The organism is Thalassolituus sp. UBA2590 (assembly GCF_002339775.1).
Lineage (GTDB): Bacteria > Pseudomonadota > Gammaproteobacteria > Pseudomonadales > Oceanobacteraceae > Thalassolituus.
In genome coordinates, this window is sequence record NZ_DDKU01000016.1 from 1 (window position 1) to 22,645 (window position 22,645).

The following is a 22,645-nucleotide window of genomic DNA, read 5'->3' on the forward strand; positions in this document are numbered from 1 at the left end:
GGTTGGGTCCGCGCCGCCAAGGGTCATGACGTTGATGGTGCAAACCTGAGCTACAAAGCCGGTGATGCCTTCCTCACGTCGGCCAAAGGTAAATCGAATCAGAGTGTGATCTTCCTTGATAACACTGGCCGATCGTACAGTTTGCAGGCGCATACACTGCCTTCAGCACGGGGTCAGGGTGAGCCGTTAACTGGCAAGCTGAACCCTCCGGCAGGCAGTCTGTTCACGAATGCATTGATGGGCAAAGACGATGACCGCTACCTGCTAAGTACCGACGCGGGCTATGGCTTTATCGGTACGCTCGCTGACATGCAGAGCAAGAACAAAGCCGGTAAGACACTGGTTACTGTGCCGACCAACGCGAAAGTGTTGCCACCAACACTGATCGACGAGCCGGATAAGAGCTGGATTGCCGCGGTGAGTAATGAAGGGCGGATGCTGGTCTTCCCTGCGGCTGATCTCCCACAGATGGCGCGCGGTAAAGGCAACAAGATGATCAACATCAACGGCACCCGGGCGGCCGCCAGAGAAGAGCTGATGGTTGCCACGCTTGCTTTCAAAGAAGGGGATACCCTGCTGGTTCATGCCGGTAAGCGTCACCTGAAACTCAAGTTCTCAGATCTTGAACATTACCAGGGAGAGCGTGGGCGCCGTGGTAACAAGTTACCGCGTGGTTTCCAGAATGTTGATTCGATGGAGGTTCAGGGGGCTGACTAAATCAGCGCCCACCTTCTGAAGCAACGAAAAGGTCGGGTTGCCGCTCCGGCCTTAACAGATCTGCAACGGCCTGGGATGTTGGTCTTGCTCTGATCGTGCCATTTGTCGTCATGCTTGCAATGCCGGTGCAAGTCGCCCCCAGAGGGACAGTCGCTGCCGAGCGGTTTGCCACGCCACCGAGTATTCCATCAATCTCAGCCTGACTGAGTGCTTCCAGGGTCTCCGCCGCGGTGACCTTATGTCCTTCGAAATAGGCTGTTTGTTCACTGTCCCACGAGCCATCGAAATTTCTGTCGAAGTGCTTGTATTGTCCGTGCATCATGCCTTCATCCAGAGTGATGCTCAGAGAGCCCGATTCGCTGTAAGGTGAAGTCGCAGTCTTATCGGTCAGTGAATAGGCGCCGCGCAACTGTGAAGCCTGTTGGTTGAGTGTTATTGGCGTGAAATTAGCGGTGCAGTCGTGTAGCCGGAATTCTCCGTGGCCAGTCTCTTCCAGTACGACAAGCTGTCGTCCGGACATTTGGGTGCGGATATCACTTCCTGAGTCATTGATGCTATCGCTCATTGTTGTCTGAACATACCATACCCCCGCTGGGGAGCTGTCTGTTCGCGAGCTGTCTGCGTTTGAATTATCGCTCATGCATCCACTGATGCAGGTAAGTGAGGCAAGGATCATCGTTGATAGAACTGAGCGCCTGGTCTTCATAACAACTCCTTGCCTGGGTATTCACTAAATCGGTTAACTACCATAGCAATCCATTCCTGGATGAAAACGGGCCCTTAATGGCAAGACTGTTAATTTGAGGAGGAAGTCACAAATCCAGCGTTTTCCGGTACGCTTTCTGTCAAATTTGTCACAGATATCAAGAAATGGAAGGCGATTACCTGTTTGTCTACGGCAGCTTAAGGCCGGCTGCGCGCTTTACCAGTTCCATAGTGGGCTCCGATAAGGCAAGAGCACTCCTGACAAAAGACCGCCATGAGACGGCTGCGACTGTTCCTGGTCACTTGCTCTCATTGGGGCTCTATCCTGGGTGGGTCGCGCCCGGAAGCTTGCCGGGTACTTCGTCATATTCACATGTTCAGGGAGACATTTATTGCGTTAATGACCGCATTCTTGCCTGCCTTGATGTGTATGAGGGTTGTTCCGCCTCTTGCCCACAGCCTCATGAATACCGTCGGTGTAAGGTGATAGCGGTAACCGCAGAGGGTTCTGAAATCGAGGTTTGGGTGTATGAGTACATCGGCCATTTAACTGGAATGATCCGGCGGATAGAGCTGATTCCATCAAACGACTGGCTAAAAATGTAACAAAACGAGCCATTGAATTCGTAATCCGGCCGGAAAAGATATGGGCGGCATGATTACCAGACCTTACTATGTTGCCTGCTTATAAGTGAATGAACGACTCATAGAGGAGTAATAATGAAAATAGTTAAAGCGATAGCCGCGCTGGTGGTGGTTGTAGTCATTGGTATTACAGGCACTATCATGGTTGCCCCAGAGGGGACCGCAGCGTTTCTGGTTGATGTGAAACGCGGCCTTGGAGACCTTGAACAGAAAGAAATTACACTGCCAAGTGGTCTGACCTACGTTTACCTGGAGTCAGAAAATACCGACGCTGACACGCTGGTTCTGTTGCACGGCTTTGGTGCTGACAAAGACAACTTCACTGAGTCAGCGCCATACCTGAAAGACTTCCACCTGATCGTGCCTGATCATATTGGTTTTGGTGAATCGTCGAAACCTAACCCAGCTGACTACACACCAACCGCTCAGGCCAAACGTTTGCATGAGTTGTTCAGCGAGCTGAATCTTGATCGTAAGCTCCATATGGGCGGCAGCTCCATGGGTGGCCATATTGCTATGACCTACGCCGCGCTGTATCCAGCTGAGGTAAAGAGCCTCTGGTTGCTTGATCCGGGCGGTGTCTGGTCTGCGCCAAAATCTGAAGTCATGGAGATTATCGAAGAAACGGGCAAGAACCCACTGACAGCCAAAACCGAAGATGAATTTCGCGACGTGTTCGACATCGTAATGAGCGAGCCGCCGTTTGTGCCTGGGTTTGTACTGGACCAGATGGCTAAAAAACGCATCGACAACTTTGAGCTGGAACAGGATATTTTCGCTCAGGTCAAATCGGACAGTGTTGAAGAGCGTGTGACCGGCCTTGAGACTCCGACGCTTCTGGTTTGGGGTGTTGAGGACCGTGTACTTAACGTCGGTGCTACGGATGTTCTCGAACAGCTGATGCAGAATGTCACTACTATAAAGATGGAAGGTATCGGCCATCTGCCTCAGCTGGAAGCGCCAAAGCAGACAGCTGAAGACCTGAAAGCCTTTATTGCTGGGCTTGAGCAGTAAGCGCTTACGGTGTTTAACCAAAGAAAAGGCCAGCGACTGCTGGCCTTTTTGTTTGCCCTACGATTACTTCACCATAGTCCTGATTTGCTATGGCAGCTATAATCCGGCGCTTTACTCACTCCCATCTGGAATCCGCCCATGACTGAGAAAACTTTCGTCCGCGAGCGTCTGTACGACGACTACGCCCAGTCCTTCACTGTCAGTGAACTGCTGTTTGAAGTAAAAACCGAACACCAGCATCTGGAGATCTTCGAAACCCCATTTCTTGGCCGTGTGATGCTGCTTGATGGTGTGGTGCAGACCACCGAGAAAGATGAGTTTATCTATCACGAGATGATGGTGCACGTGCCTATGCTGGCGCACCCGAATCCAAAGCGTGTGCTGATCATTGGTGGTGGCGACGGCGGTATTTTGCGTGAGGTGCTGCGTCACAAGAACGTAGAGCACGTAACTCAGGTTGAGATCGACCAGAGCGTGATTGATATGTGCAAAGAGTACTTCCCGAAACACTCTGACGGCGCCTATGACGACCCGAAAGCCAATATCGTGATCGCTGACGGCAAAGATTTTGTCGCAAACTGCACTGACAAATTTGATGTGATTATCTCTGACTCGACCGACCCTATTGGTCCGGGCGAAGTGCTGTTCACTTCTGACTTCTACGCCGATGAGAAGAAGTGCCTGAACGAAGGCGGCATTATGGTAGCTCAGAATGGCGTGCCATTTATGCAGGGCGATGAAGTGACCAATACTTTCCAGCGCCTGAGCAAAATCTACAGCGATGCAAGCTTCTATGTTATGCCAGTGCCAACCTACGCGGGCGGTTTTATGTCTCTGGCATGGGCAACAGACGATGAGTCACTGCGCAAGCAAACAGTTGAGCAGATTCAGGCGCGCTATGATGCGGCGGGCTTTGAAACCCGTTACTACAACCCTGAAGTACACGTCGCCAGCTTCGCGTTGCCGAATTACGTGAAAGTGCTGATGAAGTAAGGCATTTGCCTGGTATTCATCTGAAGCCCTAAGGCAAAGATAGAAGTAATGATAGAAACGATAACGCCCGCGTTGGTTGCTACCAGCGCGGGCGTTTTTCGTATTGGTGCCTAAAAATGCCGTCCGGGATCCTGTCTGGCGTGCAGTACCCGGATGATTTGTACCGAATTCGCTCGTATCTGGTAGTAGATAACATGGCTCTCTACTAACAGGCTGCGGGTGTCGGTTAACAAACTATCGAGTAACTCAGGCCGCAGTACACCACTATGAGGCTGCTCCACTAGCCTCCAGAATGTATCTTTGATCGCATCCAGATAATCTCGCGCTTTCCTCTGTCCCCATTGTTGGGCACTGTAGCGGTAGATATCGCTAAGATCGTTATTCGCTGCGGGCGAAATGGTTAGTGCGAAAGTCACGTCTGAAATCAGCCGGTGATGTCTTTAAACAGGCTATCTAACGCATCACGGGATTCAACCTTGATGCCTTCGCCCTGGTTGAGCTGGTCCGCTCCGACCTTTAGCTGCTCACGCAGCTGCGCCAGTTTCAGCTCACGAACCCAGTCTTCGTGGGTTTCCATAAAACGCAGAGCTTCCCGTACAACCTCACTGGCATTGTTATAAAGGCCGCTTTCTACCTTGGCTTTAACCCGTGATTCGAGTTCAGAAGTGAGCGAGATATGCATGGTGAGCCTCTCTGATTGAGTGGATATTGGTTTCAGATTATGAGTCGCTACAAAGATTGTCAATTTTTGATTATTGCCTGAGGTTTATTTCTTAACCGGCTACCTTCGACGTACTTTGACAATAGACCCTGAGCTCCTTTCTTTATAAAGTGCCCCAAAAGAAATCACAGGGACTCTAACGTGAAGGCAACGTACTCACCTTTGCTCGCTATGCTGTTTGTTGTCGGGGCACTGACCGGCTGCGGCGACTCAGGCAGCAAAGACAAAACACCGGCTGATCCGGGCAGTTACAGCGAAAATTCTGAAAACGAGCAAGCGTCTGAGCAACCAACGACTTACGCCGTTACGCTTGCCGCGACCGACGGCGGTGTACTCAGTCTGACGGGTACGCAAACCGTTGAAGAAGGCACCGGTTTCAGCGTAAGCATCACGCCAGATACCGGCTATCGCATTGAATCGGCCAGCGGTTGTGGCGGCTTACTTACCGATAACACCTTTACAGTGGATGCCATCACTGCTGATTGTGCCATCAACGCCACCTTCGCCCGCCTTGAATACATAGTGTCTATCAATGCCAGCGGCAATGGTACTGTCACGCCCGATACGGCACAAACCGTATTGCACGGTGACAACCTGACCCTGACGGTAGCGCCAGACAGCGGATATTACGCCTCGGCCATCACAGGTTGTGAAGGTACGCGCACAGGCAACGACTACATTACGAATATTACCGCCGACTGCACTATCGACGTCATCTTTAATGAGCAAGGGCAGCTCAATGATACTGGCATCACCCTGTGCGGTAACTACGATGCCGAAGATGAAGCCCAGTGGAGTTCAACGTTCAACTGTACCGATACTGGAGCGACGCACACCGCAGATGGTATTGATGCCGACGGCAATCTGATACCTTCGGGGCAGGATGCCCACTATGGCCGCGATCCACAAGCTGCCAACGGCCAGCTCGCCAAAACCGGTGCTGGCGATGCTGGTTTTGACTTCACCAAACTCGATGCGAGCGGCAACGATCTGCCAGAAAGCGCCACCGAATGGTCCTGCGTGCGCGACAACGTTACCGGCTTAATCTGGGAGGTCAAAACCCCTTCTGATGGTAACGTCGGCGACAGCCTCCATGATGCCGACGACCGATATAACTGGTACGACACCGACTCCTCCACCAATGGCGGCTCTGTCGGTTACGCCGATGACGATGGGGCTATCTGTTACGGCTACGACAACGCTAACAGCACCACGCATTGCAATACCGAGGCCTTTGTAGATCGCGTCAATGCCGCCGGCCTGTGTGGCGCTAACGACTGGCGCATGCCTAAAAAAGAAGAGCTGCGCAGCATCGTTCATTATGGGCGTGCCAATCCCGGTATTGAGATTGGTTACTTCCCTAACACTATTAGCACTTGGTATTGGTCAGGGTCACCTAATGCTCGTCGTAATAGTCATTCTTGGATTATGAACTTCTACACTGGCGGTGATGGTAACTTTAGCCGTGACGCCGACTTTAGAGTAAGGGTCGTTCGTTCTGCGCATAATTGATCACTAAAGAGGAAAATTGAATGAAAAACTATTTGTCAGTTGTCGTCGTTTTGCTGGTGCCTTTGCTGGCTTTCGCGCAGACAGTGAACCCCGATATTGAAAATATCACACCTGATAGTCGTTATACCTTACACGACGATGGTACGGTTACGGACAACGAGACTCGTTTGATGTGGTTGCAGTGCTCAGAAGGACAAGTCTGGGAACCTAATGGTGGTGCGGGTAACTGCACCGGCGCGGCAACAACTTATACTTGGAGTGATGCTCTTACGTTGACCTCAGGTATATCAGTTGCGGGCTATTCAGACTGGCGCCTACCGAATATTAAAGAATTGAGCTCCCTGGTTGCGGAGGATCGTTTAGATCCGGCGATTAATCTAGCAATTTTTCCGGCGACACCCTCATCAAGTTTCTGGTCGGGATCGCCGGAAGCAGGCCGCGATGGCTATTCGTGGACTGTGGAGTTTGAATACGGCGCTGATTTCTCTAGGCAACGTAATGCCTATTATCATGTTCGATTAGTACGTCACTTACCATAATTCGGATTTGGGGCAGTAATGTGTTCAGAAGGCAGGTATAGCTTCAGTCCGACAACTGCTCTTTCACCAACGCCAGCAACTGCGCTACTGCACCACGATTACTCTCTACCACGTCCAGCCCTTTATGACCCATCGCTTCGCGGGCAATGCTGTCCCTCAGCAAGCGAATTACCTCATCCTGCAACGCCGGCAGGCTTTCGCAAACGGCTATGGCGCCAGCCTCGGTCAGTTCATTAACAATACTGGTGAAGTTTATGTGATCAGCACCAATCAAGGTGGCTTTGCCGAGTGCAGCCGGTTCAATTGGGTTGTGACCGCCGCCGCCCGGATAAAGGCTTCCGCCCATGACGACGACATCGGCTGCGGCAAGCATATTCAGCATTTCGCCCATGGTATCGGCAACATAAATCTGAATATCGTCAGAGACGTTGCCATTCGTGCGGCGGTGGACGTGCAGGTGGCGGCTACGGGCAGCATTGGTCACTGGCTCAAAACGTTCTGGGTGGCGTGGAATCAGTAGTAGCAGGAGGCCTGGAATGGCTTTCTCTAACGCTGGATAGATATCAAGGAGTTGTTCGTCTTCGGTCGGGTGGCTGGATGCGAGTGCCAGTACCGGGCGATCTGCTCCCCATTGCCCGCGAAGCGCGACTCCCTGCTTATGGCAGTCCTCCGGAACAGTGACATCAAACTTTACGCTGCCGGTTACTTTCATACGGCCGGTGGGTAACCCTAATTCAATAAAGCGCTGGCCGTCCGTCGGATTCTGCACTGCGACTACACTCAGGCTGTGTAGCATTGGGCGGGTCAACGCTGGGAGTTTTGCGTATCCACGAGCAGACTTCTCGGACAGTCGGGCGTTCGCCAGTACCACTGGAAGGTCATGCTTAGCGCATGATGCCAATAGGTTTGGCCAGAGTTCAGTTTCAATAATGACCAAGGCACCAGGCTGGATGTTCTTGATAAAACGATTGATGAATGACGGCAGGTCATACGGCAGGTACATGTGGAACACGCGCTCGCCGAATATGCGTTTTACCTGCTCTGAGCCCGTTGGAGTCGTGCTGGTAATGATGACCGGCGTGTTCGGGTTCTGCTCCATGAACTGTTTGACAAACTGAGCCGCAGCGAGCGTTTCACCAACAGATACTGCATGTACCCATAGGCCGCCCGGGCGTGGTCTGTGCGGCAGAAACCCGAAGCGTTCAGCGACACGCTGGCGGTACCCTGGGTTGGCGCGCCCACGCCACCAAAGTCGGGCGATGATAATGGGTAAAAACAGGCTGTAGATCAGGGTGTAAAGATGTCGTGCCACAGTGCGTCCGGGTACTGAATGTCGGGCCCGGATAGTAGCACAAATCAGAGGTCGCCTATGTTAAACTGCGCGCTTTCTGATCTACCGGCGACTCCCCTGATGGATGTAACTATTCCTGATTTTCACAAAGCCCGGGTTCTGGTATTCGGCGACATTATGCTCGACCGCTACTGGGGTGGCCCGACGTCACGTATTTCTCCCGAGGCACCTGTACCTGTGGTGAAAATTCAGGACACAGAAAACCGTGCTGGTGGTGCGGGTAACGTTGCGTTGAACATTGCGGTGCTCGGTGGTCAGGTCGACCTGCTTGGCATTACCGGTCAGGATGACAACGCTGTTTTGCTCGAAGACCTGCTACAGGATGCCGGTGTTACTTGTGATTTCCAAAGGCACGACACCCATCCGACCATCACCAAATTGCGGATTATCAGCCGTCAGCAGCAGCTGATTCGTCTCGACTTTGAAGATGCCTTCCACGCGGTGGATATCTCCGCATCGAAAGCGTCGTTTGAAGCTCGCTTAAAAAATACGGGTGTAGTCATCTTGTCGGATTACGGCAAAGGCTCGCTGGCAGATCCTCAGCCTCTGATTAAAGCCGCGAAAGCGCAGAATGTTCCGGTTCTGGTCGACCCGAAAGGTGCGGACTTCGAGAAATATCGGGGCGCGACCCTGATTACACCGAATCTCAGCGAGTTTGAGGCCGTCGTTGGCCCGGCTCAGTCGGACGAAGCGCTGGTTGCAAAAGCCCGTGCGCTAGTCGAAGAGTTTGATCTTGAAGGCGTGCTGGTCACTCGCAGTGAAAAGGGCATGACCCTGGTACGTCGCGACGCTGAGCCTTTCCATCTGCCGACCCGCGCCCGCGAGGTGTACGATGTGACCGGTGCCGGTGATACCGTAATTTCTGTTCTGGCGGCCTCGCTGGCTGCTGGTGCTGGTTTTGAAGAGGCTACTGTGTTGGCAAATACTGCTGCTGGCATTGTGGTCGGCAAGCTGGGTACCGCAACGGCCTCAACCGAAGAGTTGCGCCGTGAGCTGCGTCAGGACAGCCAGCAGGGTGCTGGCCTGTTTGATGAAGACTCGCTGATGGTACTGGTCGAGGAGGCCCGTGAACGTGGTGAAACTCTGGTCATGACCAATGGCTGTTTCGACATTATTCATCCCGGTCATGTGCAGTATCTGAAAGAAGCGAAAGCCTTGGGTGACCGCCTGTTAGTTGCGGTGAACTCTGACGAATCTGTGTCGCGCCTGAAAGGCCCGGCACGTCCGATTAACCCACTCGATCACCGAATGGCTGTGTTATCTGGCCTTGAAAGCGTGGATTGGGTGGTGCCTTTTACCGAAGATACCCCGGAGCGCCTGATCTGTCGGGTGCTGCCGGATATTCTGGTGAAGGGTGGTGACTACCGCATCGAAGAGATTGCTGGTGGTCAGTGTGTACAGCAAAACGGTGGTGACGTGATCATCCTGAGCTTTAAAGACAACTGCTCAACCACGGCCATTGTTAAACGCATTCAGGAGACAGAAGCATGATTATCGTAACAGGCGGCGCCGGTTTTATTGGCAGCAACATCGTTAAAGCCCTGAACGCGATGGGGCGCACCGACATCATCGTGGTGGACGACCTGAGCGACGGTCGCCAGTTCTATAACATCAGCGATTGCGATATTGCCGACTATCTGGATAAGGATGACTTTATCCAGCGCGTACAGATTGATGATGGCCTGCTGGACGATGTTGAAGCTATCTTCCACGAAGGTGCCTGCTCATCCACTACCGAGTGGGATGGCAAGTTTATGATGGAGAACAACTACGAGTACTCCAAGATTCTGCTGCACGCCTGCCTCGAACAGGGCATTCCATACCTGTATGCCTCCAGCGCATCCGTCTATGGCGGCAGCGACGTATTCAAAGAAGAACGCGCTCACGAAAAGCCTCTGAACGTGTACGGCTACTCTAAGTGGCAGTTCGACCAATACGTTCGTCAGTTGCAGGCCACTTATCCGAATAACCGTTTCCCAAGTCAGGTTGTGGGCTTCCGTTACTTCAACGTGTATGGTCCGCGTGAGCAGCACAAAGGCTCTATGTCGTCAGTAGCTTTTCACTTCAATAACCAGATTAAGGACACCGGCGTTTGTAAGCTGTTTGGCGAGACCGAAGGCTGGGGTGCTGGCGAGCAGCGCCGTGACTTCGTCTATGTCGGCGATGTTGTGAAAGTGAACCTCTGGTTCTGGCAGCAGAAAGCGGCATCGGGGATTTACAATTTGGGAACAGGTAAATGCCAGAGCTTTAACGACGTTGCAGATGCCGTCGTGGCGTGGCATGGCGCGAAAGGTACCGATGGCAAGAAAGAGTACATTCCGTTCCCGGACCATCTGAAAGGTGCTTATCAGAGCTTCACCGAAGCGGATATCTCGAATCTGCGTGCAGCTGGCTACACCGACGAATTTTTCACAGTTGAACAGGGCGTTAACGCGTATCTGGACTGGCTGAATGGCTGATGTATCTAAAGGCGGCGCGGAGCAGCTCAAAGCTCCGCTCCACCCTAAGCACTGGCCCATCTGGTTGGGCGTAGGATTGCTCGCGCTTCTGACTCGCTTGCCCTTTTCATGGCAGTTGGGAATCGGCAAAGGTATTGGCTTGCTGCTACACAAGGTCGCCGGGAGTCGTCGCAGAATTGCCGAAGTAAATATGGAAATCTGCTTTCCAGAGAAATCCCCGGCTGAGCGTGATGCCCTGGTACGTCAGATCTTTATCGATAATGGCATCGGTTTGATGGAAACCTTTATGGGCTGGTTCCGTGATCCTCAGTGGTTGGCCGCCCGCACGGATTTTGTAGGTTTCGATAAGGTGCGAGAGGCACAGAATAACGGTCAGGGTGTGATGTTGCTCGGTGCTCATTACTCCATGCTGGATCTCGCTGGCAGCCTGGTCAGTACAGTGCAACGCGTGAGCGTAAGCTATCGCCCGCAGGATAACCCGGTGATGAATTATGTAATGGAGCGGAACCGCGCCCGTTTGTACGATGAATGCCTGACGCGTAAAGACATCCGTGGATTCATCCGTACGTTACGTCAGGGCAACGTGCTCTGGTACGCCCAGGATCAGGATTTCGGCCGTAAGAACAGCATCTTCGTAAACTTCTTTGGCCACCCGGCGGCGACGATTACAGCGACTTCCCGTATCGCGAAAGCGGGTAAGGCGCTGGTGATGCCGATCACTTACTTCCGTAAAGATGATAACTCGGGCTATACCGTCACGGTGCATGACCCTTTGCCGATTCCGAGTGGCGATGACGCAGCTGACGCTCAAATGGCGAATGACTTTATCGAAACACAGCTACGGGAGCACCCCTCTCAGTATCTGTGGCTACACAAACGCTTTAAGACAACGGTTGACCCTGAAATGAAAAAGGGCAGCATTTACCGCAAGAAAAAATAACAACAACTTTCGGGGTTTTATCATCATGCAAAAAGTACTGATCACAGGTTCAGCCAGCGGTCTTGGCCGCGAACTGGCCTTACGCTTCGCTAAAGAAGGTGCCGATATCTGTATCGCAGATATTAACAGCGAGGGCTCGGCTGAAACTCTGGAGCTGGTAGAAAAAGCAGGTGGTAAAGGCTGGACGGCCTATCTGGATGTCACCTCTGAAGATCAGTGGAATGCACTGCGTGCTGATGTTGAAGAGCGGTGGGGTGGCCTTGATGTCCTGATTAATAATGCCGGTGTTGCCACTGGCGACCGTATTGACGCGGGCGAGTGGGCCTGGTGGGAATGGATCATCGATATCAACCTCAAAGGCGTCGCTCTGGGCTGCCGTACCTTTACCCCTGTGATGAAGAAGCAGAACAGCGGCTACATTATGAATACTGCTTCGCTTGCCGGTCTGATGATTCTCCCGTCGATGGCTTCCTACAATGTGACTAAGGCGGGTGTGATCGCACTCTCTGAAACCATGTACTACGAGCTGCACGCTTATAACATCAAGGTCACGGCGCTGTGCCCAGGTTTCTTCCGTACCAATCTGAACAAGACGATGAAAACGTCAGATCCTTCAATGCTGAAGTTCGTCGATAAGGTGTTCGAGAAGTCAGAGCTGGATGCCAGTGAAGTGGCTGATCGCGCCTATAAGTCGCTGATGAAGGGCGAGATGATCTGTAACCCGCACCCGATTGGCCGCAAAGCGGTATTTATTAAGCGTTGGCTGGGTGGTCTGTTCCGCTGGAAAGTGAAGCAGGCATCATTCGATTTGCGGCGTCGTGAAGAGTCACTGCAAAAGCAAAGCTGATTTTGTTCAGTTGGCTTAATCGTCGAAACACACGCATTAAAAAGGGCCGCATGAGCGGCCCTTTTTAATTGAACGGAAGTGAGAGTATTTTAACGACTTACTGAACGGACAGGCTTGCTGTCGCTCTCGTCTTCTGTGCTGTTATCCGCTGGCTCAGACTCTTTGGAGTCAGGCTCTTCGGGGTCAGCTGACGGATTGGCACGCAGAATTCCAGGTCCGCCGTCATCACTGACATCAATGCCGCTGACCAGGCTGACAACAAAGTCGATGTCGGTTACGTCACCGTTAACCTCGATGACTTCTTCAGTCACTGAGTCAGGATAGCCGCCGCAGGTTTCCCCGTTCTGGCAGATGAAAAGATCAACGTCGATATCTGAACCTGCGACAACCCGATAGCTGCCGGTAGGCACATCCGTGACCGCGTAGCTGCCATTTGGATTTACGAGGGTCTCTGCAACGATTTCGGCGGTTTCAGAATCCTCCAGCAGTACATACTGAGGCGCTGAATCTGTCATGGTGATGATGTCACCGACCCGCATAGTTACTGTCACATCGAGACTGTTGCCAGTATCTGGTGTAAAGCGGACCAGACCTTCGTACATGCCATCTACAAGGTCGGCGCGATCGACAGTCACTACGTATTCGCCAAAGCCATTACTGTCGACATCACTCGGGCTGATCGTGAGCCAGTCTTCGCTGACGTCTGTCGTGATGACGGGGTCATCAGCTTCATCATTAACGTTGTTCAGGGTAAGGGTCAGTGAAGAGCCTGAACCGAACTGAAGCTCGTCGGGGTCGCTCTCCAGTACAGGAACCTGGGGAACACTGCCGCCGCCGGCGAGGTTGTTTGCTTCCTGAACCGCCTTTAGCGCGTTGATAAGACCGTGTCCGAACTCATTATCACGACCGGCAGCGCCGATGTCGTCGGTAATCCGACCGCTACTCAGCAAGGAATCTACTTCGCCCGGAGTCAGTGTTGGGTCGACCGCTTTCATCAGCGCAAGAACACCGGCGACGTGCGGTGTCGCCATCGATGTGCCTTGCTGAAGCGTATAAGCACTTTGTCGAGTGCCTGCGGAGTCATCCACCGAGGTACTTAGTACACCGTCCGCTTGCCCATCAGAGTTTGTGTCGTTACGTAGGTCTCCGCCCGGAGCAGCAACGTCTATCTTGCTGCCAAAGTTTGAGTAGTAGGCCAGGCTGTCATCAGGGGCGGTAGCACTGACAGAAATCACACCATCGTATGACGCTGGGTAGAAAAGTTCATCGGTGGAGCTGTTTCCTGCTGCGGCGACGATAATAACGCCGGCATTCCGGGCTGCGGTAAATGCATCCTGTTCCGCCGAGCTGCGGAAGCTCGAGCCAAGGCTGAGGTTTATGATGTCCGCCCGGGATGATGGCAGGGTTCCACTGTCATTACTCAGACGTGCAGCATAGCGAACCGCCTGAAGTACGTCGTAGGTTGAGCCTTCACCGTTAAGGCCAAGCACCCTGAGGGGCATTACCCGGGTATCCCAGCCAGCTCCTGCGGTACCTTGCTGGTTGTCTGTCGCTGCGGCAATTGTCCCGGTGACGTGAGTGCCATGCCACGAGCTGGCTCCGCGTTGGTTGCTGTCGCCTGGATCATCAGGGTTCGAATCAATGCCATCACCATCGCGGCTTACCGAGGAGTCGCTGATGAAGTCGTAGCCCGATACCAGCTTACCGGCCAGGTCATTATGGTTGAGGAATACTCCACTATCAATCACGGCAACGGTCACAGAAGAAGAGCCTGTGGACAGGTCCCAGGCTTGCGGAAGACGTATATCCGCGTAGTGAAACTGAAGGCGATACAAGCCATCATCCGGTGTGGCTGTGGCATAACGGATGTAGTTAGGTTCGGCGTACTCAACATCATCGCGCTGATTCAATGCCTTAATAGCTGAGAGGGTATCGCGGCCAGAGGTGAATGCGCTCAGATCCTGACCAGTACTGGTCGACAGGCGCTGAACCGATGCCGGTTTCTCAAGGTTGAGTTTAACCGGGCGATCGGTCGCAGTGCTCATAGTCTTTACACGATGGTCCCGCACATTGAAGGCAGCAATAGCGGAGGTATCCGCAGTGTCTTTCCATTGCACGATGGCCTCACCCGGCTTGAACGATGGCCTGGCAGGTTGTGACTCAGATGCGGTTGGCAACAGGCTGTTACTTGCAGGAAGAACCTGTAAAACATATTTGGAGATTCCGCTGTAGGCGAACACCTCAAGTATATAGTCACCATCTGCAGGTACTGAAAATTCTTCGCGGTTGCTCTCTAATAGTGAGCTGCCGATGGGGTCGCCGCCGCTATTCGGGTACAGATACATATCCAGATCGCCGGCATACGCACTGTCAGGGTTACTATTGCCGTAGTAATCTACGACGTTCAGTACAACCCGCTGTCCTCCCTGAAGTGAGACTGTATAGTAGTCACTCTCATCCGCTACGTTAGCGAAGCGCTCAAACTCTGCGTCGCCGGTCGCTGTGGCGTTGGTTGGCGTGTTCGAAGCAAAGCCTTGCACTGTGACCACGTTTGGCAGGGGCTGGCCATTGAACGGATCGTCGTTGGTCAGGGAGCCGCTATAAACGTCATTGATGTCGTAATCGATGACTGTCTGCCCGGCGGTGAATAGAGTACCACTGACCGTGTGTCCGGAATCTGAGTCTCCGTCTGAACAGCCAGCCAGCATGGCTGTGCTCAGCAGGGCGGCCGCGAAACTTGCGACTGTCGAAGTAGCATTACGAGTGTTACATTCATCATCGATTAAAATGTCAGGAGTCATGGTTTCATCTTCTTCGCTACTGGTGGCGCCTCCACATCCTGCCAGGATCAGGCTCAGCGCAATACATATGGGAGAGAGCCGGTTCACAATACGTTCCCTTCAAACAGTATTCTGTTGTCCGTGCCCCGCTAGTTCTTCGGCCTTGAAAGGTAGGTACGACTTAGCCGGGGCTTCAGATGTAAAGGATACGTGACTGGCAGTTATGGTGTCAGTCTTTCTTCGTATGGTCGTTACTCAGGTACTTCTATAGTCTAGCTGGATACAGCGGCAAGGAGGCCCGATGTCACTTTCTACAGTTTATACCCGTGCTCAAGTGGGCATAGAGTCGCCTTTGGTTCAGGTTGAGGTGCACTTGTCTGGCGGTTTGCCTTCTTTAAGTCTGGTCGGTTTACCTGAGACGGCGGTTAAAGAATCCAAGGATCGTGTGCGCAGTGCGATTCTGAACAGTCACTACGAATTTCCGGCTAAGCGCATCACCATCAACCTCGCGCCTGCTGATCTGCCAAAAGAGGGCGGACGTTATGACCTCGCAATTGCGTTAGGTATTCTTGCGTCTTCAGATCAGGTACCGAAAGACAAGCTTACCGATTACGAATTCGTTGGGGAACTGACCTTGTCTGGTGAACTACGTCCGGTGACCGGGATTCTGCCGACGGCGTTACGTGCAGCGCATGCGGGTAAGACGCTGATCGTGCCCGCTGGTAATGCCGGTGAGGCCGCCCTCTGTCATGAGGCCAGAATACTGCAGGCGCGTTCGCTATCTGAAGTCTGTAACTGGTTGCACAATAATGAATCTCTGCCGGAGGTCAGCCCTGAGGACGCACCGGTTCGAACCTCCCGTCTGACGAATGATCTTTCAGAGGTTAAAGGGCAGGTCGGTGCACGGCGAGCGCTTGAAATAGCGGCGGCTGGGCAGCATAACTTACTTTTTATCGGGCCTCCGGGGACTGGAAAGACCATGCTGGCGTCACGGCTGCCCGGAATTCTGCCGCCGATGAGCAATGATGAGGCTTTAGTGGCTGCGTCGGTCGCATCCATCAGTCACCACAGTGGCGACTGGCAAAGCCGTTGGGGGCAGAGGCCCTTCAGGGCACCTCATCATACTTCTTCAGGCGTTGCTCTTGTTGGCGGTGGCGGTAACCCCAAGCCCGGTGAGATCTCTCTGGCGCACGGCGGGGTTTTGTTTCTGGACGAGTTGCCCGAGTACAGCCGTAAAGTGTTGGATGTTCTGCGGGAGCCTCTGGAAAGTGGAGAGATCGTCATCAGCCGTGCCAACCGTTCTGTCACTTACCCGGCCAGTTTCCAGTTAATTGCTGCGATGAACCCGTGTCCATGTGGTTACTACGGTGACCCCTCTGGGCGCTGTCAGTGTACGCCAGATCAGATCCGTCGTTATCAGGGCCAGACATCAGGGCCTTTACTGGACCGGATTGATCTTCATGTCGACGTGCCTCCTGTATCGCCAGCGCTGCTGCAGCAGGCGCCTCCTTCTGAGCCGAGTACGGCTGTTCGTGATCGCGTGATGGCCGCGCGTGACCGTCAGATGCGCAGGCAGGGCTGCGCGAATGCCTGCCTGTCAGGGCAGCAGCGGGATGATGTGTGCCGGTTGCTTGAGAGTGATCAGGCCTGGCTTCTGGACACGATCGCACGCCTGAATTTGTCTGCGCGCTCCTATCATCGCTTGCTGACCGTTGCGCGCACTCTTGCCGATCTGAATGACGCGGACAGCATTCAGCGCCAACACTTAATGGAAGCGATTGGTTTTCGGGCTCTTGACCGTTATCGGATGGCCTGACACGGGTTGTTTGGTATAGTGCTCAGGTTGAAGAATAATAATTATCCGGAGAAACCTATGAGCCTGCTCAAAAAACTGACGATTGCCGCCAGCATTGCTGGTCTCGCTGCCTGTGGCGCCGACGACGACAGTGATGCCTACGTGCGTATCTTACATGCCTCGCCTGATGCACAGGCTGTGGATGTATACGTTAACGGCGAACTGCAGCTCAGTGATGTAGCTTTTCAGGATGGTACGGGTTATCTCAAATTGTCTGATGGCAATGCCAATATCGAACTGCGCCTGGCAGGGACGGATACTGTCGCTGCATCTTATGCTGCGAGCCTCAATTCAAATGCTTACTATGCCGCGATTGCCGTAAACCAGGCGAGTGACCTTGAGATTACGGTACTTGATGAAACTGACGTCGTCACTGACGGTGATATTGATCTGCGTGTGCTGCACGCAGCACCAGCAGCCTCGTCAACAGACGTCGATGTGTTTGTATCACAGCCTGATGCTGAGCTGGGGGCGACGCCTCAGGTGAATGCTCTGTCTTATTTGAGTAACCAACTAATCGAGGGAGTCCAGGATGGCTCCTATCAGGTGCGACTGACAGCGGATGGATCAACGGACGTTATATACGACTCAGGCTCGTTGAGCGTCAGTGATGATGCGATTGTTGTCGCTGTGAACAGTGATAAAGGCCGCTCCCCCGTTTCTTTGCTGGTTTGGGCCGGTCCTGCTGCGACTGCTATTCCAGACAATACGGCTGAGCTGCGTATCGTACACGCTATCGATACTCAGGATATTGATGTGTATATCGAAGGGGAGCTGTACGCTCCGTTGGAAGATATGAGTTACACCCAGGATTCGGGTTATATTGTGTTTCCTGCGGGTTCATTGCCTATAAGCATTACTGAAGCGGGTGCAGCTCTGGAAGGTGCCCCATCTGGCTTATCAACATCGCTTGAGCTTGCGAGAGGGGAGTCTTACACGCTGGTTGCGAGTGGCAGCAATGATGACTTCGCAAGCGCGATACGTATCTTCCTGACCGATCAGCGTGAGGCATCACAGGCGGGTTCCGCAGATATTCGCTTGATAAATGCATCCGTCGCTACAGATGTGAATTCGGCAGATGTTTATATCTATGAGTCTGCTGATATTAGCCAGGAAGCATACGAAACCACTGGGATGAGTCAGGGCGATGATACGGATTACATCACTCTTGCTCCTGATACATACGACATTCACATCGTTGCATCAGGGTCGGGCAAAGGTGGGCCCGCGGTTGTCCCTGGGCTGACCAATCAGACGGTAGCTGCAGGAGATGTTAATTCAATCGTTATAGTTGGTAAGACGACCCCGGTGACATTGCCGCTGCTCACTGACAAGCGCGCGGACTGATTGCTTTTACAAAACAAAAACGGGGCTTCAGCCCCGTTTTTTTTGCGCCATGTTTCCCCCAAAGGTGTCTTCTTGCGAAACCCCGGTGACGTGCCAGACTGATAAAACAGACTGAGCAATTGCGGAGACCTGAATGAATAAACAACTGATCATATTTCTGTTAGTTATCGGTGCTTTTGTTGGCGCTATGTCTTATTACCATGTCAGCACGCCGAGTCCTTTTGATGGAGAGGCGTTCTTTGGCCCGAAAGAGACTCCAGCACCGCCACCTGAAACGCCTCAGGAGTAAACAGATTGCAACGGAGTCGGGCTGGTAGGGAATGCTAAAAAAGGCTCTGCTGCCCGGAAGCGTAATCGACAAGAACAGACTCCTGAACGCAGGTGCGCTCAATCAGTTTGTCGACTGACATGGGCTGAGCGTAAAAGTAACCCTGCACGCGATCGCAGCCGAGTGAGTGGATCACCTCGAGGCAGCTCTGGTCTTCTATCCCTTCTGCCGTTGTTTCCAGTTTCAGGCGCTTAGAAAGATCCAGCATGGTTGCGACTATGTGTCGTCGCGCTGAGTTTTCATCGTCGTGACTGAGTGGCGTAACAAAAGCCCGGTCGAGTTTTATGCCCGTAATCGGCAGGTCGCTGAGGTGAGAAAGCGACGAAAAGCCAGTACCAAAATCATCCAGAACGATGCGGACCCCGGCTAGCTTTAATCGATTCAGATTATTCAAAGATACACTAGCGTCCAGCATCATGGCGGTTTCGGTGAGCTCCAGTTCCAGACTGGCGGCGGGTACCCCCGTTTCATCCAGCAGATCCAGAACTTTATCGGCGTAGTCGGGGTCTGCAACCTCCGGGAACGAAACATTAACTGCCATCCGGATATTGATGCCCCGGTCATTCAGCATCTTCCAGACGTTGAGGGTCTCTCGGAGTGCCCAGCTTCCCAGAGTACGAATCAGGCCAGCCATTTCAGCATCCCGTATAAATGCGGTTGGCGGCACCATACCAAGTTCGGGGTGGAGCCAGCGCAACAGGGCTTCTGCCCCCACAATCGTAGCTGTGTGACTATCAAATTGTGGCTGAAACTCCAGATAAAATTCTTTGTTGCGTAGCGCGCGGATGAGATCCTTCACAACTATTGACTCATCAGCGGTGAGCGAGCGCCCTCCAATCCGGCTGCACATCATACGGCTACGCTCAATCTCGCGAACACAGTGCTGAAGCGCCTCACCCAGGTCATCGTAAGAGTGAAGTGGCACCGGGGTGCTTAGAAATGCGGTCCAAAGGAAGCTTGTATCATCATCGTGAGAGCGGACCCACTTTTCTGAAAGATGCTTTGTACTCTGGCTGACAATCACAAACTGATCGTCCAGGAGCTTCCCTATCAGTGCATCGGCGGGAGCGCTTGCCCGCAGCTGATGTTCAAACGATTGCTGGGTGTCAAAGCGGATTTCAGCACTATCGCCGGAGGCAGCAGGCCGCCAGCGACAGCTCACGAGTTGCAGCATCAGGTCAGAATTGCGTTCCAGAAGGCTGCGACACTGCAGCATCCAGTTCTGGCGAGCAAGTAACGGGCGTAACTGGCCAGCAACGCAAGCCCTCAGCTCAGTCAATCCGTGTTTGAGTGCGTGAGGCGTGAGGTGATCTGCGTCGATCCAGACGCAGGCATCAGGGTAGAAGGCCCGTTCGTCTGCGAACCCGATCAGTAGCGTCGGTACCTGAAGAGTCACCTCCTGAACCCGATCGCGTTGCTCCGGGTCACCATGTGGCACCGTGATGACGACCATATGCCCCTCTGGGACGGGGATAAACGCGTCCAGCATTCCTACGCGCAGTGCGTTTTTCTGGTGTGCGGTTTCCTGACTCAGCCAGTCTGTCAGAAAATCAGGCATCGGGCTGTCAGTACCCAGCGCAAGTAGCATCGGTTGTTCGGTGTCCATTCTCTGGCTCATCCTGAAACGGTGTACCCCAAAAATAATCCGCCCTATGACATATAGAAGAGAGAATGCGGCTTCGCGAATGAATGGCCGGAAATGTGTCTGGATTGGCCCATTATTTTCACCCCTGACTTTGTTTCTCCAGCGTTCGGCAGTGGTGTCTCCTTCGAGGTAAATGCTGGTAGAATCTCCAGCCTGTTTCAGAGGTATATCCGTGGTCGATTTAAGTCAGCTCAACCCCCGTCAACGAGAAGCCGCCAAGTATATTGATGGCCCCTTGCTGGTGCTCGCGGGTGCGGGCTCTGGCAAGACGAGTGTGATTACCCGCAAAATTGCTTACCTGATCGATGCCTGTGGAATTAAGTCTCATCACATTGCGGCGGTAACCTTTACCAATAAGGCTGCCAAAGAGATGAAAGAGCGTGTGATGCAGCTCACCGGGCGCGGCGGTGCCCGCGGGCTTACCGTGTCGACTTTCCACAACCTGGGCCTCGGCATTATCCGTCAGGAACTAAGTACCGCAGGTTATAAATCGGGCTTCTCTATTCTCGATCAGGACGACTGCAAAGGCATTATCCGCGACGTGATGCACCGGGAGCACGGTGATGACGGTGATATGCTGGACATGGTTCAGAACGAAATATCCAACCTGAAGAACGATCTGATCACGCCTGAGCAGGCAATTAATAAGGCCGCCAGCCCGCAGGAAGTATTGGTCGCTCAGACCTACAGCGTTTATCAGCGTATGTTGAAAGCATACAACGCCGTCGACTTCGATGACCTGATTATGGTGCCAACCATTTTATTCAGGGATAACCCGGAGGTTCTGACCCGCTGGCAGAAAAAGATCCGTTATCTGCTGGTGGATGAATATCAGGATACCAACACCTCGCAGTACGAGCTGGTTAAGCTGCTGGTGGGTCACCGCAATGGCCTGACGGTGGTAGGCGATGATGACCAGTCGATTTATGCCTGGCGCGGTGCGCGGCCGGAGAACCTGTCGTTACTGAAAAAAGATTTCCCGTCACTGAAGCTGATCAAGCTTGAACAGAACTACCGCTCTACGGGCCTCATTCTGAACGCGGCGAACATTGTTATTGATAATAACCCTCACGAATTCGAGAAGAAGCTCTGGTCTGATCAAGGGTATGGCGATCCGATCAAAATTCTTAAGTGCAAGAATGACGAGGTTGAGTCAGAGCGTATCGCTACCGAAATTGTCGAGCGACGCCTGCGCTACGGCGGCACCTATCGTGATTTTGCCGTGCTGTACCGTGGTAATCATCAATCGCGCATGATTGAGATGAAGCTACAGGCTTATCAGGTGCCGTATAAGTTGAGCGGCGGTCAGTCATTCTTCGGGCGTAATGAAATCAAAGACATCATGGCGTACCTGCGTCTGCTGATTAACCCGACAGACGATGCTGCATTCTTACGTGTGGTGAACACTCCGCGCCGTGAAATCGGGCCCAGCACGATCGAAAAGCTCAGCGAGTATGCGGCGATGCGCAATATCAGCATGATTGCTGCGACCACCGAAATGGGGCTTGAGCAGGTGCTGATGCCGAAAGCTCTGGATCGTCTGCGTCGTTTTGGTCACTGGCTGGAGCGTATCACCCGCAATGCCTACACAGATGATCCTGTTGCCGCCATCAAAGAAATGATCGACGACATCGATTACGAGGGCTACCTGCACCAGAACTCCGGAACGCCTCATCAGGCTGAGCGACGTATGAAGAACGTCTATTTTCTCGTTGATCAGATTCAGAAAATGATCGACAAGGCGGATGAGTTGGGCGACGAATGCACCATTGAAGACGCGGTCGGTAAGCTCATTCTGCGCGACATGCTGGAGCAGCAGAGCGAAGAGGACGAGAACGATCAGGTGCAACTGATGACACTGCACGCTTCGAAAGGTCTGGAGTTCCCGCATGTCTATATCATGGGCATGGAAGAAGAGCTTATGCCACACCGTAACAGCATTGAAGCAGACACAATTGAAGAAGAACGTCGCCTGATGTACGTGGGTATTACACGCGCTAAGCGCACCTTGACGCTGACCTATGCCGGTAAGCGCAGACAGTACGGCGAAGCCACGGATACCACACATTCCCGTTTCCTGGATGAGCTTCCGCCTGATGATATCGAATGGGAAGGCAAGTCAGAAACCTCTCCGGAAGAATCCAAAAAACGAGGGCAGGATACACTCGATAGCCTTATGAATCTGTTCTGATACGAACTTTCCCCTTCTAAAACTAAAAAGCCCCGGTATTACCGGGGCTCTGAGAC

General features: G+C 53.0%; 20 protein-coding genes. 14 read left to right on the plus strand and 6 right to left on the minus strand.

Features of this window, described 5'->3' with window-relative positions:
- A partial coding sequence (locus tag B2067_RS01225) for a DNA gyrase C-terminal beta-propeller domain-containing protein (RefSeq protein WP_301387227.1) occupies positions 1–717 on the plus strand: 717 nt, incomplete at its 5' end.
- Between the two features lies 1 nt (position 718).
- Here B2067_RS01225 and B2067_RS01230 read toward each other — a convergent pair.
- Positions 719–1,357: a hypothetical protein gene (locus B2067_RS01230; protein WP_301387228.1), complete on the minus strand. Its 639-nt coding sequence runs from the start codon at positions 1,355–1,357 to the stop codon at positions 719–721.
- Positions 1,358–1,587: 230 nt separating this feature from the next.
- Between B2067_RS01230 and B2067_RS16040 the strand changes: the two genes are divergently transcribed.
- The 3 genes from B2067_RS16040 to speE all read left to right on the plus strand — a co-directional run bounded on the left by B2067_RS16040 (position 1,588) and on the right by speE (position 4,074).
- Complete coding sequence (locus B2067_RS16040) at positions 1,588–2,028, plus strand: gamma-glutamylcyclotransferase family protein (RefSeq protein WP_301377806.1); 441 nt, start codon at positions 1,588–1,590, stop codon at positions 2,026–2,028.
- A 114-nt stretch (positions 2,029–2,142) separates the two neighbouring features.
- Positions 2,143–3,081: an alpha/beta fold hydrolase gene (locus B2067_RS01235; protein WP_301387229.1), complete on the plus strand. Its 939-nt coding sequence runs from the start codon at positions 2,143–2,145 to the stop codon at positions 3,079–3,081.
- A 138-nt stretch (positions 3,082–3,219) separates the two neighbouring features.
- A complete protein-coding gene (gene speE, locus B2067_RS01240; RefSeq protein WP_301387230.1) occupies positions 3,220–4,074 on the plus strand; it encodes a polyamine aminopropyltransferase in 855 nt (284 codons plus the stop codon).
- A gap of 110 nt (positions 4,075–4,184) precedes the next feature.
- Here the strand turns inward: speE and B2067_RS01245 are convergent, their stop codons facing one another.
- Both B2067_RS01245 and B2067_RS01250 read right to left on the minus strand, forming a co-directional pair.
- Positions 4,185–4,490 carry a type II toxin-antitoxin system RelE/ParE family toxin gene (locus tag B2067_RS01245; RefSeq protein ID WP_301377812.1) on the minus strand — a complete coding sequence of 102 codons (306 nt, stop codon included), beginning with the start codon at positions 4,488–4,490 and terminating at the stop codon, positions 4,185–4,187.
- An 8-nt stretch (positions 4,491–4,498) separates the two neighbouring features.
- Entirely contained in the window at positions 4,499–4,756 is a 258-nt protein-coding gene (locus tag B2067_RS01250; RefSeq protein WP_301377814.1) for a type II toxin-antitoxin system ParD family antitoxin, read from the minus strand.
- Positions 4,757–4,936: 180 nt separating this feature from the next.
- Here B2067_RS01250 and B2067_RS01255 point away from each other — a divergent pair, with 180 nt between their 5' ends.
- Together B2067_RS01255 and B2067_RS01260 are read left to right on the plus strand one after the other, a co-directional pair.
- Positions 4,937–6,307, plus strand: coding sequence for a DUF1566 domain-containing protein (locus B2067_RS01255; RefSeq protein WP_301377815.1), 1,371 nt, complete (start codon positions 4,937–4,939; stop codon positions 6,305–6,307).
- A gap of 20 nt (positions 6,308–6,327) precedes the next feature.
- Entirely contained in the window at positions 6,328–6,846 is a 519-nt protein-coding gene (locus tag B2067_RS01260) for a DUF1566 domain-containing protein (RefSeq protein WP_301377817.1), read from the plus strand.
- A gap of 43 nt (positions 6,847–6,889) precedes the next feature.
- On the opposite strand, the gene waaA is transcribed toward B2067_RS01260, so the two are convergent.
- The gene (gene waaA / locus B2067_RS01265) at positions 6,890–8,158 is read right to left on the minus strand and encodes a lipid IV(A) 3-deoxy-D-manno-octulosonic acid transferase (protein WP_301387231.1); all 1,269 of its coding nucleotides are present in this window, start codon (positions 8,156–8,158) and stop codon (positions 6,890–6,892) included.
- A gap of 99 nt (positions 8,159–8,257) precedes the next feature.
- Here waaA and hldE point away from each other — a divergent pair, with 99 nt between their 5' ends.
- The 4 genes from hldE to B2067_RS01285 are packed head-to-tail and all read left to right on the plus strand — an operon-like array spanning position 8,258 to position 12,443.
- A complete protein-coding gene (hldE, locus tag B2067_RS01270; RefSeq protein ID WP_301387245.1) occupies positions 8,258–9,688 on the plus strand; it encodes a bifunctional D-glycero-beta-D-manno-heptose-7-phosphate kinase/D-glycero-beta-D-manno-heptose 1-phosphate adenylyltransferase HldE in 1,431 nt (476 codons plus the stop codon).
- On the plus strand, positions 9,685–10,656 hold the full coding sequence (gene rfaD / locus B2067_RS01275) for an ADP-glyceromanno-heptose 6-epimerase (protein ID WP_301387232.1): 972 nt from the start codon (positions 9,685–9,687) through the stop codon (positions 10,654–10,656). The genes hldE and rfaD overlap by 4 nt, the downstream gene beginning before the upstream one ends.
- The gene (gene lpxL, locus B2067_RS01280) at positions 10,649–11,596 is read left to right on the plus strand and encodes an LpxL/LpxP family Kdo(2)-lipid IV(A) lauroyl/palmitoleoyl acyltransferase (RefSeq protein WP_301387233.1); all 948 of its coding nucleotides are present in this window, start codon (positions 10,649–10,651) and stop codon (positions 11,594–11,596) included. Before rfaD ends, lpxL begins: the two co-directional genes overlap by 8 nt.
- A 25-nt stretch (positions 11,597–11,621) precedes the next feature.
- Positions 11,622–12,443 (plus strand): SDR family oxidoreductase, encoded by an 822-nt coding sequence (locus B2067_RS01285; RefSeq protein WP_301387234.1) that lies wholly within the window; start codon positions 11,622–11,624, stop codon positions 12,441–12,443.
- Between the two features lie 89 nt (positions 12,444–12,532).
- Here B2067_RS01285 and B2067_RS01290 read toward each other — a convergent pair whose 3' ends face one another.
- The gene (locus B2067_RS01290; RefSeq protein WP_301387235.1) at positions 12,533–15,244 is read right to left on the minus strand and encodes a S8 family peptidase; all 2,712 of its coding nucleotides are present in this window, start codon (positions 15,242–15,244) and stop codon (positions 12,533–12,535) included.
- Positions 15,245–15,524: 280 nt separating this feature from the next.
- On the opposite strand from B2067_RS01290, the gene B2067_RS01295 reads away from it, so the two are divergent.
- From B2067_RS01295 to B2067_RS01305, 3 genes are all read left to right on the plus strand, one after another.
- Positions 15,525–17,039: a YifB family Mg chelatase-like AAA ATPase gene (locus B2067_RS01295; RefSeq protein WP_301387236.1), complete on the plus strand. Its 1,515-nt coding sequence runs from the start codon at positions 15,525–15,527 to the stop codon at positions 17,037–17,039.
- 57 nt (positions 17,040–17,096) lie between these two features.
- Positions 17,097–18,425, plus strand: coding sequence for a DUF4397 domain-containing protein (locus tag B2067_RS01300; protein WP_301387237.1), 1,329 nt, complete (start codon positions 17,097–17,099; stop codon positions 18,423–18,425).
- Positions 18,426–18,558: 133 nt separating this feature from the next.
- Positions 18,559–18,714, plus strand: a complete 156-nt coding sequence (locus tag B2067_RS01305; RefSeq protein WP_175607862.1) for a hypothetical protein — start codon at positions 18,559–18,561, stop codon at positions 18,712–18,714.
- A 34-nt stretch (positions 18,715–18,748) separates the two neighbouring features.
- On the opposite strand, the gene B2067_RS01310 is transcribed toward B2067_RS01305, so the two are convergent.
- The gene (locus B2067_RS01310) at positions 18,749–20,359 is read right to left on the minus strand and encodes an EAL domain-containing protein (RefSeq protein ID WP_301387238.1); all 1,611 of its coding nucleotides are present in this window, start codon (positions 20,357–20,359) and stop codon (positions 18,749–18,751) included.
- Between the two features lie 211 nt (positions 20,360–20,570).
- Here B2067_RS01310 and rep point away from each other — a divergent pair, with 211 nt between their 5' ends.
- Complete coding sequence (gene rep, locus B2067_RS01315) at positions 20,571–22,589, plus strand: DNA helicase Rep (protein WP_068442564.1); 2,019 nt, start codon at positions 20,571–20,573, stop codon at positions 22,587–22,589.
- Positions 22,590–22,645: the final 56 nt, after the last annotated feature.

What these genes read in the sequence shown, in the direction of transcription:
- B2067_RS01230 (WP_301387228.1), bottom strand. Translation starts at nt 1,357, where the DNA reads ATGAGCGATAATTCAAACGCAGACAGCTCGCGAACAGACAGCTCCCCA.
- B2067_RS16040 (WP_301377806.1), top strand. Translation starts at nt 1,588, where the DNA reads ATGGAAGGCGATTACCTGTTTGTCTACGGCAGCTTAAGGCCGGCTGCG.
- B2067_RS01235 (WP_301387229.1), top strand. Translation starts at nt 2,143, where the DNA reads ATGAAAATAGTTAAAGCGATAGCCGCGCTGGTGGTGGTTGTAGTCATT.
- speE (WP_301387230.1), top strand. Translation starts at nt 3,220, where the DNA reads ATGACTGAGAAAACTTTCGTCCGCGAGCGTCTGTACGACGACTACGCC.
- B2067_RS01250 (WP_301377814.1), bottom strand. Translation starts at nt 4,756, where the DNA reads ATGCATATCTCGCTCACTTCTGAACTCGAATCACGGGTTAAAGCCAAG.
- B2067_RS01260 (WP_301377817.1), top strand. Translation starts at nt 6,328, where the DNA reads ATGAAAAACTATTTGTCAGTTGTCGTCGTTTTGCTGGTGCCTTTGCTG.
- hldE (WP_301387245.1), top strand. Translation starts at nt 8,258, where the DNA reads ATGGATGTAACTATTCCTGATTTTCACAAAGCCCGGGTTCTGGTATTC.
- rfaD (WP_301387232.1), top strand. Translation starts at nt 9,685, where the DNA reads ATGATTATCGTAACAGGCGGCGCCGGTTTTATTGGCAGCAACATCGTT.
- lpxL (WP_301387233.1), top strand. Translation starts at nt 10,649, where the DNA reads ATGGCTGATGTATCTAAAGGCGGCGCGGAGCAGCTCAAAGCTCCGCTC.
- B2067_RS01285 (WP_301387234.1), top strand. Translation starts at nt 11,622, where the DNA reads ATGCAAAAAGTACTGATCACAGGTTCAGCCAGCGGTCTTGGCCGCGAA.
- B2067_RS01290 (WP_301387235.1), bottom strand. Translation starts at nt 15,244, where the DNA reads ATGACTCCTGACATTTTAATCGATGATGAATGTAACACTCGTAATGCT.
- B2067_RS01295 (WP_301387236.1), top strand. Translation starts at nt 15,525, where the DNA reads ATGTCACTTTCTACAGTTTATACCCGTGCTCAAGTGGGCATAGAGTCG.
- B2067_RS01300 (WP_301387237.1), top strand. Translation starts at nt 17,097, where the DNA reads ATGAGCCTGCTCAAAAAACTGACGATTGCCGCCAGCATTGCTGGTCTC.
- B2067_RS01305 (WP_175607862.1), top strand. Translation starts at nt 18,559, where the DNA reads ATGAATAAACAACTGATCATATTTCTGTTAGTTATCGGTGCTTTTGTT.
- B2067_RS01310 (WP_301387238.1), bottom strand. Translation starts at nt 20,359, where the DNA reads ATGGACACCGAACAACCGATGCTACTTGCGCTGGGTACTGACAGCCCG.